Source organism: Hymenobacter sp. IS2118, from assembly GCF_000715495.1.
Taxonomy (GTDB): domain Bacteria; phylum Bacteroidota; class Bacteroidia; order Cytophagales; family Hymenobacteraceae; genus Hymenobacter.
In genome coordinates this window covers 1-13,435 of record NZ_JNLX01000131.1, presented here as the reverse complement: position 1 = coordinate 13,435, position 13,435 = coordinate 1, and the positions used below count along the sequence as shown (strand labels likewise).

Here is a 13,435-nt window from a genome sequence, read left to right as displayed (position 1 = left end):
CCGGTGCGTATCTTATTTTTAGTGCCTTACCCTCATGGCAAGGCGCCTTCCCAGCGGTTTCGGTTTGAACAGTACTTGGACCTGCTACAGGCCCATGGTCACACCTACCGCCTGGCGGCGTTCATTGACGAGGAAACATGGTCCATTCTTTATAAGCCGGGCCATGCAGTAGCCAAACTCTGGGGTATTGTGCGGGGATTTGGCCGGCGAGTAGCGCACCTGCTGGCTGCTCCCAGCTACGATTTTGTTTTTATTCACCGGGAAGCTGCGCCCCTTGGCCCGCCAGTATTCGAATGGATTTTAGCCAAGGTATTGCGCAAACGCATTATTTACGATTTTGATGATGCCATCTGGATTCCGAATATTTCGGAAGCAAACCGGGTTGCTGCTGGCCTCAAATACCACCACAAAGTAGCCAGTATTTGCCGCTGGGCTTATCGTAATAGCTGCGGCAACGAGTATCTGGCCGCCTATGCCCGGCAGTACAATTCCTCGGTGGTCATTATGCCTACTACTATCGACACGGAGCACCACCACAACCAAGTGCGGGACCAACTCGCACCCGGCCCACTCGTTATTGGCTGGACCGGTACTCATTCCACGCTCAAATACCTGGAACCCATTGTTCCTGTGCTGGCGCAACTGGAAGCAGATGGCTTAGACTTTGAATTCCAGGTTATATCTAACCAAGCACCGGCGCTGCAATTACGCTCTTTGCGCTTCGTGCCCTGGCGCAAGGAGACCGAAATAGCAGATTTATTAGCCTTTCACGTGGGACTCATGCCTTTGCAGGATGACCCTTGGGCCAAAGGGAAATGCGCTTTCAAGGCGTTGCAATACATGGCCTTGGGCATCCCAGCTTTGGTATCTCCGGTGGGCATGAATACCGAGGTGGTGCAGGATGGCCAGAACGGGTACGTTTGCCTGGAGCCCACGGATTGGTACTCGCATTTAAGCAAATTGCTAACCGATGCTGCTGGCAGGCAGGCATTGGGCACAAACGCCCGCGCCACTATTGAGCAAAAATATTCGGTGGTTGCCAACACACCAACCTTTCTGAAACTGTTCAGCTAAATGCGGAACGGGCCATTTGTGGAGATTTGCCCGTGACCTGCGCCGGCTTGCTACTGGAGCGTTTCGCAGATACATTCATGCTCTGTAGAATATACAGACCGCTCAAATAAAAGGGCATCAGCGGTATCTTATAACGAACAAGCGTTCCAAAGTTGCCACTGGAAATGCCCACCGAAATAGCGAAAACAAGGCTGAAAACGAAGCAAAGCGTTAGAACAGGCGTTGTGGTGATAGCAGTTAGGGTTTTTAGAATGCCCACTCGCCACAGTATTCGGAGGGTGAGCAGCATGAAGTAGCTGGCTTCCAGGGCCGAAAGCGCCATGGTCGGGTTACGGGCTTCCCAGATAAACGGCCGGAACAAGGCCACTACCAGCGCCTGTGGAGCCAGTTTGGCCATGCCTCCTAAGGTCCCGTCCTGTTCGCCGATGTTGTAGCCAGAACCTTGCTCCCTGCTACTAACGCCCTGTAGGTAATCGGCGGTAAGTTTGCTCTGCGCCCCGATTTTGTCAATGTTAAACCGCGCATCGGCCGCCGAAATCTGCACGAAAGCGTAGCCTGCTACTAGGAGGCCAACACCCAAAAAGATAGGTTTAGCAATCCAGCGGACAATTGGGCTTTTAATTTTACTGGTGCTTTCATTAAATACCCACAAAAGTGCTGGGGGCATGAAGGCCAGAATAATATAAACCTTCATGGACATAATTACCGCTACGGCTGCCGTGCCCAGCAGCACGCAACGGATGATGTTACGGCGTTCAATTGCCCCACGATAGAACGTGTAAAATAACCATCCTAAGGCGCCCATACAGAGTGAGTCCTTGAGCAGGCCCGAGCCCCAAAAAAATACCGAAGGCAGGAAAAAGACGGCAATTGCGAGTTCCTTGTAGGCTTGCGGCCGAATCTTGGCAAAGGTCATGTACATCACCCACATGCCGCTAAAGGTGACTACCGCGAACAAAACGGCAATAACGGTATAGGTGTTAAAACAAAAAATCGAGAAGAAACCCGCGACCCGAATCACAAAATATTCGTTGCTGGTGCGGCCAAACCACCACATGCGGTCGGTATACTGCTTGATGTTAGGAGTTACGTCGCCTGACGTAGTAATTAGCTCAAAACCCGCCGAAAATGAGTCTCCAAACGCGTCGTGGATAACGCGTGCGTGGTGGAAGTAGTTATTAGTGTCGCCACCGTAGAGCGTGTGGTATAGAATGCCCAGCGCGATAGCACCAACAATTTTGACCGTTAACGCCGGAATAAAATACTTGACGGTGTATTGATTGGTAAGTGAAGGACGTAGTTGAAAAGCTATTGCATATATAATAGCCAGGTATATGGGTGTAATGTATAAGTCTTTTAATTCCATGATACTTTACGCTCTGCCATATTTGTTGAGCCAGGCTTTCGCTTCCTTGTATTGCTCTGATTTATGGGCGGCCTTGTCGGCCACGACCGTGTAGTAGCGCTTGGCTGAGGCTATATCCTTTTCTTTGACAGCTAAGCGGGCCAGGTTCATGTTGGCAAACAGATAAAAGCCGCCGGAGGTATCTCCGGTGCTTTCCGAAAACACAATGCAGCGCAGGTAATAATCTTTGGCTTTGGCAAAGTCGCGGTAGCGGTTGTGCATGAGATACCCCATGAAGTAGCTGGCATAGCGCCCGCTGACGCCCTCGTAGCCGGGCATGCCTTTATTTATCTTATCCAGGATTTCGCGGCTTACCCGCTCACATTCTGAGAACTCCCCTTGGTCATAAGCCAGGTGCGCGTAGAAGCGTTGGAAGTAGCCGTTGTCGGGAAATGTAGTGGCCAGCGCGCGGGCTACGGGCAAGGCTTCTTCGGCGTTGTTTTCCTCGTTTTTGAGGATGCGCATGAGGTAAACGCGGGCTTCGGTGGCGGTATAAAAGCCGTTTTGGGCCACGCTGCGCAGTTGTTGCATCCCTACCCTTTTGTCGCCCTTGGGAAAGAACAGCAGCACCGGCTTCAGCAACGGGTAGTTTTCGCCAATCCACACGGCGTAATAGTTGAAAAGGGCTTGGCCAAATTGAAATTCGGGGCTCAAACTATTGGCCTCCTGGCTTTTTTTGAGGAAGTTTAGCGCCCGTCGGGCATCAACCGTAGCCTTGCGCCAGTCGTGGCGCTCGCCGTGCATACGCGCGCTAAACCCATAGGCGGCGGACAGAAAAAAGCTCGCTTCGTAATTGTTATTGTCCTTGTCGTAAAGTTTCTGGGCCTTGGTAATGGCCGTGTCCATGTAGGCAAAGAAAGGCTTATCGTACTGCTTCGCCTGAATGTTGGTGGGCACGATTTTCCACCACGTACTCAGCCCCAACAGGAAATAGGGCATGGGATGGTTGGGGTAGCGCCGCCGCAACGAGCGGAATTGCTTCTCGGCCTTATCGTACTTAAAGTTGTAAATGTTGTAAACCGCCCCGTCCAGCTCCGTCTGGATATCCTTGTCCAACAAAAGCCAGCCTTTCGTGTCAATCGCCGAAGGCATTATCCCGACCGTATCAAGCGCCACCGTTTCGATGGGCGGCGGAATGCGTATTGTATCAGATGTCTGGGCTGTGCCGAGCAGTGGCATGAAAAGCAGGCCCCAGCAGATACAAAACAGCGAACGCAACATAAGTAGAAAGTCGAAAGCGGACCCTAACCGGTTTTCACCCAAATTTTGGGTGGGGCAAACGGGCCTGCTAAAGTACGGACTTTGGTCTAGCTTTGGACGAAATTCCCTTTTCCCATGCATCTGTTGCAATCCCTTTGCCGCACCGCGGCTCCCGCCGGCAACGAAGTGGCCCTTAACCGCTTCGTGCTCGATTATGTGCGGCAAAACCAATCTACATGGCTGCATCAGCCCACCATCATCGCCGATGAGCGGTTTCAGGACTGCGTGCTGCTGGTCTTCGGCCAGCCGCGCACGGCCGTTTTTGCCCACCTCGACAGCATCGGGTTTACCGTGCGCTATGGCCGGCAACTGGTACGTATTGGTGGGCCCCAAGCCGAGGCCGGATACCGCTTGGTAGGTATAGATTCGCAAGGACCGATAGATTGTACACTAACTATAGCCGAAGAAACCGGTGAATTGGGCTACGCGTTCCACCGGGATATTGACCGCGGCACCGAACTCACGTTCTACTGCGACTTCCGCGAAACCGATACTACCGTCCAAAGCTGCTACCTCGACAACCGCTTGGGCGTTTGGAATGCACTGCGGCTGTGCGAAACGCTGGAGCACGGCGTGGTGGCCTTTTCCTGCTGGGAAGAGCACGGCGGGGGCTCCGTTGCGTACCTGGCCAAGTTTATCAACGAAACGTACGGCGTGCGCCAGGCCCTGATTTCGGATATTACCTGGGTGACGGAAGGCGTGCACGCGGGCCAGGGTGTGGCCATTTCCCTGCGCGACTCGCTCATTCCGCGCCGGGCCTACGTGGACCGCATCCGGGCTATTGCAGCGGCCTCGGGCATTCCGCACCAGCTGGAAGTGGAAGGCAGCGGTGGCTCCGATGCCAAGGAGCTGCAGCACGCCGCCGCGCCTTGGGACTGGTGCTTCATCGGGGCGCCCGAAGACCACGTGCACTCGCCCGACGAGCTGGTTGATAAGCGCGACATTGCCAGTATGCTAGCGCTCTATCAGGTTTTGATGCGAGAATTGTAATGCCTTCGTATATCTTTGGCCCCCTCGCTTTCAAATAAATACTCTTTCACCTTCACCCTTTTCGCCTTTTCATGACGCCATACCTTTACGCAGTGCCCTTGCTGGGCGTGTTCGCGCTGTTATACACTTGGATTAGGGCCGGTTGGGTGTCCAAACAAGATGCCGGCGACGAGCGCATGACGACCATCGCCGGCTACATCGCCGATGGCGCCATTGCCTTTCTCAAAGCCGAATACAAAGTACTGGCCCTGTTCGGGTTGATTGCCGGGGCCTTTCTGTTCTACCTGGGTACTGCCAGCGAGAATTCGAGCCCGGTCATTGTCATTGCCTTTCTGATTGGGGCCGTGTTCTCTGCATTAGCGGGCTTTATCGGGATGAAAATTGCCACCAAAGCCAACGTGCGGACGGCGCAGGCGGCCAAAACCAGCCTCAGCACCGCACTGAACGTGTCGTTTTCGGGCGGCTCGGTGATGGGCATGGGCGTGGCCGGTCTGGCCGTGCTGGGTCTGGGCTCGCTGTTCATCATCTTCTATAAGATGTTTGTGCCGAGCGGCCTGGCCAACGGCGAGGAGATGGTGAAGGCGCTCGAAGTGCTCACCGGCTTTTCGCTCGGGGCCGAAAGCATTGCCCTCTTTGCCCGCGTGGGCGGCGGCATCTACACCAAAGCGGCCGACGTGGGCGCCGACCTCGTGGGCAAAGTGGAAGCCGGCATCCCGGAAGACGACCCCCGCAACCCCGCAACCATTGCCGACAACGTGGGCGACAATGTGGGCGACGTGGCCGGCATGGGTGCCGACCTGTTCGGCTCCTATGTGGCCACCATTCTGGCCACTATGGTACTGGGCCGCGAAGTAACCGTGACCAACGACCAGTTTGGTGGCCTCTCGCCGATTTTCCTGCCAATGGCCATTGCGGGCATGGGCATCATCGCCTCGCTCATCGGCATTCTGTGCGTGCGGGTAAAGGAGGGCGGCAACGTGCAAACCGCGCTGAATACGGGTAACTATATTTCCGTGGTGATTTCGGCCGTGGCTTCCTACTTCCTCATTATGTGGATAATGCCGCCCGGCAATTTCAGTATTCGGGGCTTCTCCTTTGATGCGATGGGCATCTTTTATGCGGTGATTGTGGGCCTGGTAGTTGGCACGCTCATGAGCATCATCACGGAGTATTACACCGCAATGGGCAAGCGCCCGGTGAACACCATTGTGCAGCAAAGCAGCACGGGCCACGCCACCACGGTTATCGGTGGTCTTGCTATGGGTATGGAAAGCACGGTGCTGCCCATTATAGTGCTGGCCGCCGGCATTATCCTGAGTTACGAGGCGGCCGGCCTCTACGGCGTGGCCATTGCGGCGGCCGGCATGATGGCCACCACCGCCATGCAATTGGCCATTGACGCCTTCGGTCCCATTGCCGATAACGCGGGCGGCATCGCCGAAATGTGCGAGCTACCCAAGGAAGTGCGCGAGCGGACCGATATTCTGGACGCCGTGGGCAACACTACTGCGGCCACAGGCAAGGGCTTCGCCATTGCCTCGGCGGCGCTCACCTCACTGGCGCTGTTCGCTGCCTTCATGGGCACGGCCAGAATTACGTCCATCGACATCAGCAAGGCGCCGATTCTGGCGGGCGTATTCATTGGCGCCATGATTCCGTTCATCTTCTCCTCGCTGGCTATTGCCGCCGTGGGCCGCGCCGCCATGGCGATGGTGCAGGAAGTGCGCCGGCAGTTTCGCGAGATTCCCGGGATTATGGAAGGCACGGGCCAGCCGGAGTACGAAAAGTGCGTGGCCATCAGCACGCAGGCCGCTATTCGGGAGATGATTCTGCCGGGCGCTATTGCTTTGCTGACTCCTATTATCGTGGGTTTTGGCTGCCGCGGATTGTTTTCGAATGCGTCTTCGGCCGAGGTGCTGGGCGGGCTGCTGGCCGGTGTCACGGTGAGCGGCGTGCTCATGGCCATGTTCCAGAGCAACGCCGGTGGCGCCTGGGACAACGCCAAGAAGTCGTTTGAAAAAGGCGTGCTGGTGAACGGTGTGATGCAGTACAAAGGCTCGGAGGCGCATAAAGCTTCCGTGACCGGCGATACCGTGGGCGACCCTTTCAAAGACACTTCCGGCCCGAGCATGAACATCCTCATCAAGCTGATGAGCATCGTGTCCTTGGTTATCGCGCCCCACATTGCCGAAAAAGGCGGCGAGCGCGGCATGGCCCCGGTGAAGCTGGAAAGCGAGCGCACCGAAGTCGCTACCCGCCCACACGTACGCTTCGCCGACAACGTGGCGCCCGCCGCCATGCGGGTGATTTACACCACGCTACGCGAGGTGAAGTAGTTAGCCGCGCCGCGAAATCATTCCAATTTCAGGCGTCAATAGGACGCATCGTAAACAAAAAGGCCGCTTCATCAGAGCGGCCTTTTTGTGCGCCCTGCCGCCGAATTCGACTCAGGCAAAAGCGCCAAATAGCTGGTTCCACCATCAGCGAGCCTTCACCATGACGCCGACAAAATCCGTGAAATCCAAAAAATCCGGTTAAATCCGTGATTAGCTTTGCACCTCATTCTTCCCGCGCCGCATGGGTCAGTCCCAGATTACCATTCACAACAAAGCTTTCCGGCCGTATTTATCGGTCGCCCAACTGGATGAAGCTGTAACCGGGCTGGCCGCGCGCATCAGCGCCGACTATGCGGGGCGCGAGCCGCTGTTCGTGGTGGTGCTTACTGGCGCTTTTATGTTTGCCTCCGACCTGCTGAAGCGCGTGACCGGACCCTGCGAAATCGTCTTTATCCGCGTGGCTTCCTACGAAGGCACGGACAGTAGCGGCGTGGTGCAGGAAATTATGGGGCTGCGTGAGGAGGTGCATGGCCGCCACCTCATCATCGTCGAAGACATCGTGGATACTGGCACCACCATGCACCACCTCGTGCCGAAGCTACAGGCCAACGGGCCGGCTTCGGTCGAGATAGCCACGCTGTTCTTCAAGCCGGAAAGCCTGCGGCACGAAATCAACCTACGCTACGTAGCCCTCGAAATCCCCAACGACTTCGTAGTGGGCTATGGCCTTGACTATGATGGCCTGGGCCGCAATCTGCCCGACGTGTACGTGGCGGTATAGCCACGCCTTTGGCCCCGATTGCTTAACTTGCCCAAACCACTTTCCTCTTTCCCCTCGCGCAACTTCTCTATTCATGTTGAATATCGTGCTGTTCGGCCCGCCCGGTGCCGGTAAAGGAACCCAGAGCCAAAAACTCATTGCCCAATACAACCTCGTTCACCTCAGCACCGGCGACCTGCTCCGGGCCCAAATTGCCCAAGGCACTGAACTCGGCATGACGGCCAAAAAGCTCATGGACGAAGGCTTGCTGGTGCCTGATGCCGTAGTTATCGGCATGATTGGCAGTGCTTTGAAAGATAACCCCCAGGCGGGAGGCTTTATTTTTGATGGTTTCCCACGTACTGTAGCCCAGGCCGAAAGCCTCGACCAGCTCATGGCCGAGCACCACACGCACATCGGCTGCATGATTGCGCTGGAAGTGCAGGAGGAAGAGCTGGTGAGCCGTCTGTTGGAGCGCGGTAAAACCAGCAACCGCCCCGACGACCAGGACGAAACCAAAATCCGCCGCCGCGTAACGGTTTACAACACCGAAACCGCGCAGGTGGCCGGCTACTACGCCGCCCAAAAGAAATTCCACGCCCTCAACGGCATCGGAGCCATCGACAGCATCTTCGCGCAGATTTGCGGCCTGATTGACCAGCACCAAACCGCCAAGCCCGAAACTCCGGCCGAAGCGACCAAGGAAGTAAAGGCGTAGCAGGCTGCTCCAGTCATGAGTTGAAAGTTATGAGTTATGAGTTTCGAGCGCATAGCCCGGAGTTCATAACTCATTTCGTTATCTCCAAACTCAACTCATAACTTTTAACTCATAACTTATAATTCAACCCCGTGGCTTCCAATAACTTCATCGACTACGTTAAACTTATCTGCCGCTCGGGCAAAGGCGGCGCGGGCTCGCACCACTTTTTCCGGGCCAAGGGCCTGCCCAACGGCGGCCCCGATGGCGGCGACGGCGGCCGCGGCGGTCACATCATTCTCGAAGGCAACTCGCAGCTCTGGACGCTGCTGCACCTGCAGTACCAGCGCCACGTATTCGCCAAAGACGGCGACGGTGGGGGCGAAAACCTGCGCAGCGGCGCGCAAGGGGCCGACATCGTGCTGCAAGTGCCCCTCGGCACTGTAGCGCGCGACCCCGACGGCACCCAGCTGCTGGAAATCACGGAGCACGGCCAGCGGCTCATCCTCGTGCCCGGCGGGCGCGGTGGTTGGGGCAACGACCATTTCAAGAACTCCATCAACCAGGCCCCCGAATACGCGCAGCCCGGCGAGCCCGCCATCGAAGCCATTGTTATTCTGGAGCTCAAGCTACTAGCCGATGTGGGCCTCGTGGGCTTCCCCAACGCCGGCAAAAGCACGCTACTCTCCGTGGTGTCGGCGGCCAAGCCGAAGATTGCCGACTACGCCTTCACTACGCTGGTGCCCAACCTGGGCGTGGTGGCCTACCGCGACTACAAATCGTTCGTGATGGCCGACATTCCCGGTATCATCGAGGGCGCGGCCGAGGGCAAGGGCCTGGGCACGCGCTTCCTGCGCCACATCGAGCGCAACTCCATGCTGCTCTTTATGATAAGCTGCGATAGTCCCGATATTGAGGCTGAATACAAGGTGCTAATTGGCGAGCTGGAGCAGTTCAACCCCGACCTGCTGGACAAGAAGCGCCTGCTGGCCATTACCAAATCCGACATGATTGACGAGGAGCTGGAGGCCGAAATCCGCGCCACGCTCCCGGCCGAGGTTCCCGCCATCTTCATTTCCAGCCTCACCAATAAGAATATCACGCCGCTGAAGGACATGATTTGGAAGGCGTTGCACGACTAGGGTGCACTACTCTTGCTCCAAGAGTAGTGCACTCCTGGAGCAAGAGTGGCAATGAGATGCTGGCTAACCAGTGCTCTTTGCTCCGCCAGATGCTGCCGGCTGCGGTGTCCGCCTTCATTTCCAGCCTCACGAACAAGAACATCACGCCGATGAAGGGCATGATTTGGAAGGAGTTGCATGAGTAGAAATTACTCCTTCAAACCGATGATTCGGTAGGTGTTTGGGGCAGCCGGGATATACTGAACCAGAATAGAATCGCCCTTTTGGAAGTTGTTTAGATTACTATGAGAAGAAGTCTCATGCGCTTGTGAATCTGATTGAAATCTGGCTCTGAATAGTTTCTGCTGTCCACCATTTTTTGTTCGCGCTTTCCAAGTTGCAATTACAATCCCCTTCGTGGTCACGCCTTTCGAGTCAAGCTGAAGGTTCTGCAGATAGGTTGTCCAATTGCCCCACGTTAAACCAAAAATTAGTGGAGATAAGATAGCTGTGATTAAAGTATAACGACTGTTGGGAAACGTTTTATAGATGGTAAAAGGTATTGCAGCAAAAATTAGTATAAAGGCAAGAAAACCCAATGCGTCGGACGAACTGGTACTCAGTCCTAGAAATAGGATACCTGTCAGTAATAGTAGTAAGCCCGCCCAATGGTATTTCATCCCACAAAGATTGATAAAAGTCGCCAGTAGCCTGTAATGCCACTCTGGCAGCCCCAACCCCTTTGGCCCACTCCTTGCGCCCGCAACGTGACTAACCGGCTAACCCCGTGAAAAACCCCTTCCGACGCATATTCCCGACAATGGCTAACGAGCAAAACCTCCCCGAGGACGACAACCTGACCGCCGATTCCACCCACGTAGCTGGCGAAATGGCCGACGGCGAAACTACCGACCCAGACCAAACCGCCACCGGCGCCCCCCAGCCCGAAGCCTCCCGCACCGAGGCCGAGCTGGCCGAAATAAAGGACAAGTACCTGCGCCTCGCTGCCGAGTTTGAGAACTACAAGCGCCGCACCAGCAAGGAGCGCATCGACCTGTTCAAAACCGCCAACCAGGAGCTGATGGTGGCCCTGCTGCCCGTGCTCGACGACTTCGAGCGCGCCCGCAATGCCACGGCTGCTACCGATGATGCTAACGCTGTGCGCGATGCCATCGAGATTATTCAGAGCAAGCTGAACAAAACCCTCCAGCAGAAGGGTTTGACGCTGATGGAAGCCCAGGGCGGCCCCTTCGATGCGGAGCTGCACGAGGCCATTACCCAGATTCCCGCGCCGAGCGACGACCTGAAAGGGAAAATCGTGGACGTGGTGGAGCAGGGCTACTATTTAGGTGACAAGGTAATTCGTCACGCCAAAGTGGTGTTGGGACAGTAAATTTGAGGTTTGGTTTTAGATTAACAAATAAGAGCTGTCATGCTGAGCTTGCCGAAGCATCTCTATCGCAATAGTAATTAGTTACTTCACCGGTAGAGATGCTTCGGCAAGCTCAGCATAACGGCCAGATACCACCGGACAGATGGCTACGAAGTGCGATTATTACGAAATATTAGGCATTGCCAAGAATGCGGCGGGCGACGAAATCAAGTCGGCCTACCGCAAAATGGCCATCAAATACCACCCCGATAAAAACCCCGACGACCCCACGGCCGAGGACAAATTCAAGGAAGCGGCCGAGGCTTACGAAGTCCTGAGCAACGCCGATAAGCGCGCGCGCTACGACCGCTACGGCCACCAGGGCATGGGCGGCGGTGGCGGCGGCGGTCCGCAGAACATGGAGGATATTTTCTCGCAGTTCGGCGATATTTTCGGCGGGGGCGGGGGCTTCGAGGGCTTCTTCGGCGGCCGTCAAGGCGGCGGCCGGCGCCAGAAGAAGGGCTCGAACCTGCGCATCAAGCTCAAGCTTGATTTGGAGGAAATCGCCAACGGCGTGGAAAAGAAAATCAAGGTGAAGCGTTACGTGGCCTGTTCGCCATGCAGCGGCACCGGCGCCAAAAACGGCACCGACCTCAAAACCTGCGCCACCTGCCAGGGCCAGGGCCAGACCAAGCGCGTGGTGAACACCATGCTCGGCCAGATGGTGAGCTCGAGCACCTGCCCCACCTGCAACGGCGAGGGCAAAACCATTGTGGCCACCTGCGACGTGTGCAAAGGCGAAGGCCGCCAGCTGCACGAGGAGGTGATTCCCATCAACATCCCCGCCGGCGTGGCTAACGACATGCAGCTGAGCATGAACGGCAAAGGCAACTTCCCCGAGCGCGGCGGCGTGCCCGGCGACCTGCTCATCCAAATTGAGGAGGAGCCACACGAATTCCTGAAGCGCGACGGCAACAACATCATGTTCGAGCAGTACATCTCGTTCGTGGATGCGGCCCTGGGCGCGAGCCTGGAAGTGCCCACCATTGAGGGCAAGGTGAAAATCAAGGTGGACCCCGGTACCCAGCCCGGCAAAATCCTGCGCCTGCGCGGCAAGGGCATTAAAGACCTCAACGGCTACGGCCGCGGCGACCAGCTCATCCACCTGAATGTGTGGACGCCCAAAAACGTGAGCAGCCAGGAGCGTGAGCTACTGGAGAAGCTCCGCGAGTCGGACAACTTCACGCCGCACCCCGGCAAAAACGAAAAGGGCTTCTTCGAGAAGGTAAAAGAGTATTTCGCCTAATCACGGATTTAGCCGGATTCGGCGGATTGCACGGATTGATTGTGGCCCGGTTGCTTTTTTAGTGGCCGGGCCATTTTGGTGGCTGTTGTATGCCTATTTCTCGCAGAGGTTCGCAGAGGTTAAAACGCTGAGTTTCGCAGAGGTTAGATGACCAACTCTGCGAACCTCAGCGTTTTAACCTCTGCGAACCTCTGCGAGAAATAGCGGCCTGAACGCGAACGGCATTACAGCACCGGCTTTACCTGGTAACCTTGCTGACGCAGTAGGGCCAGCACGCCGGCCGGGCCGCCCAGATGGGCCGCGCCCACGGCAAAAAACGTGGGCTTGCTGGCGGCCTGCTGCGCCATAAGTGGAATCCAGCGCTTGTTGCGGTCGGTAAGGAGCATGGCCTCGTATTCTTCCATGCCGAACTTAGAGCCTATCCGAAAAATAGGAGGGAGTGTCGCCAGACGGTGTTTGCGCAAGCCAGGTGGAGGAGGGCTTCGTAGTTGGCGACTTTCTTTTCCCAGCGGATGAGCAGGCGGCGGAAACGGTGGAACCAGGCGTGGGTGCGCTCGACGACCCAGCGACGGGCGCGGTAGCCGGGGGTGCGGCATTTGTCGGCTTCCTCTCCCCGGCTCAGGATGTGCACCCGGTAGCCCCACTGGGCCAGTAGGCGCCGAATGGCCTCGGCGTCGTAGCCCTTGTCGGCGCAGAAACCGGGGGCGAAATCGCCTTCGGCCGGTGGGGGCAGCACGGGCATCGAATCGAGTACGGCCTGTACTTGCGTCACTTCGTGGACGTTGGCTCCGGTCACGGCCACGCCGACGGGCAAGCCCTGAGCCTCGGTCAGCACGTGGCGTTTGACGCCGCCCTTGCCCCGGTCCGTCGGGTTGGGGCCGACGGCCTCGCCGCCAAGCGGGGCCTTGGTCTGGCAGGCATCCAGACACTGCCAGTCCCAATCCAGGCGGCCTTCGGCCTGTAACTGCACCAAGCCGCTGGTCCAAAGCCGCTTAAAAACGCCAGCCTGGGCCCACTGCTGGAACCGGTCATGGACCGTGGAGGTTGCCCCCAAGCACCGCGGCAAGGCCTTCCACTGCATCCCCGTAACCAAAATATAGTAGATGGCAAAAAA

12 protein-coding genes are annotated in these 13,435 nt (G+C 56.7%); 8 read left to right on the top strand and 4 right to left on the bottom strand.

Annotation, left to right across the window (positions count from 1 at the left end; translation table 11 throughout):
• Positions 1–3 precede the first annotated feature (3 nt).
• Complete coding sequence (locus GM79_RS11900) at positions 4–1,074, top strand: glycosyltransferase family 4 protein (protein WP_035564282.1); 1,071 nt, start codon at positions 4–6, stop codon at positions 1,072–1,074.
• On the opposite strand, the gene GM79_RS11895 is transcribed toward GM79_RS11900, so the two are convergent.
• Positions 1,067–2,440 carry a hypothetical protein gene (locus GM79_RS11895; RefSeq protein ID WP_035564145.1) on the bottom strand — a complete coding sequence of 458 codons (1,374 nt, stop codon included), beginning with the start codon at positions 2,438–2,440 and terminating at the stop codon, positions 1,067–1,069. The two genes, GM79_RS11900 and GM79_RS11895, sit on opposite strands and share 8 nt — an antisense overlap.
• A gap of 6 nt (positions 2,441–2,446) precedes the next feature.
• Positions 2,447–3,700 (bottom strand): hypothetical protein, encoded by a 1,254-nt coding sequence (locus GM79_RS11890; RefSeq protein ID WP_035564144.1) that lies wholly within the window; start codon positions 3,698–3,700, stop codon positions 2,447–2,449.
• A 114-nt stretch (positions 3,701–3,814) separates the two neighbouring features.
• Between GM79_RS11890 and GM79_RS11885 the strand changes: the two genes are divergently transcribed.
• The 7 genes from GM79_RS11885 to dnaJ all read left to right on the top strand — a co-directional run bounded on the left by GM79_RS11885 (position 3,815) and on the right by dnaJ (position 12,321).
• Complete coding sequence (locus tag GM79_RS11885; RefSeq protein ID WP_035564142.1) at positions 3,815–4,729, top strand: M20/M25/M40 family metallo-hydrolase; 915 nt, start codon at positions 3,815–3,817, stop codon at positions 4,727–4,729.
• A gap of 71 nt (positions 4,730–4,800) precedes the next feature.
• Positions 4,801–7,065, top strand: coding sequence for a sodium-translocating pyrophosphatase (locus tag GM79_RS11880; protein WP_081867720.1), 2,265 nt, complete (start codon positions 4,801–4,803; stop codon positions 7,063–7,065).
• 241 nt (positions 7,066–7,306) lie between these two features.
• The gene (gene hpt, locus GM79_RS11875; protein WP_035564140.1) at positions 7,307–7,846 is read left to right on the top strand and encodes a hypoxanthine phosphoribosyltransferase; all 540 of its coding nucleotides are present in this window, start codon (positions 7,307–7,309) and stop codon (positions 7,844–7,846) included.
• A gap of 73 nt (positions 7,847–7,919) precedes the next feature.
• A complete protein-coding gene (locus tag GM79_RS11870; RefSeq protein WP_035564138.1) occupies positions 7,920–8,543 on the top strand; it encodes an adenylate kinase in 624 nt (207 codons plus the stop codon).
• Positions 8,544–8,674: 131 nt separating this feature from the next.
• Positions 8,675–9,664, top strand: coding sequence for a GTPase ObgE (gene obgE / locus GM79_RS11865; RefSeq protein ID WP_035564136.1), 990 nt, complete (start codon positions 8,675–8,677; stop codon positions 9,662–9,664).
• A 766-nt stretch (positions 9,665–10,430) separates the two neighbouring features.
• Positions 10,431–11,036 (top strand): nucleotide exchange factor GrpE, encoded by a 606-nt coding sequence (locus tag GM79_RS11860; RefSeq protein ID WP_235184051.1) that lies wholly within the window; start codon positions 10,431–10,433, stop codon positions 11,034–11,036.
• 142 nt (positions 11,037–11,178) lie between these two features.
• The gene (dnaJ, locus tag GM79_RS11855; RefSeq protein WP_035564131.1) at positions 11,179–12,321 is read left to right on the top strand and encodes a molecular chaperone DnaJ; all 1,143 of its coding nucleotides are present in this window, start codon (positions 11,179–11,181) and stop codon (positions 12,319–12,321) included.
• Positions 12,322–12,545: 224 nt separating this feature from the next.
• On the opposite strand, the gene GM79_RS11850 is transcribed toward dnaJ, so the two are convergent.
• Both GM79_RS11850 and GM79_RS11845 read right to left on the bottom strand, forming a co-directional pair.
• Complete coding sequence (locus GM79_RS11850) at positions 12,546–12,725, bottom strand: TraB/GumN family protein (RefSeq protein ID WP_035564129.1); 180 nt, start codon at positions 12,723–12,725, stop codon at positions 12,546–12,548.
• Positions 12,726–12,739: 14 nt separating this feature from the next.
• Positions 12,740–13,435: IS5 family transposase (locus GM79_RS11845; RefSeq protein ID WP_035561153.1), on the bottom strand; the 696-nt coding region annotated here is incomplete at its 5' end.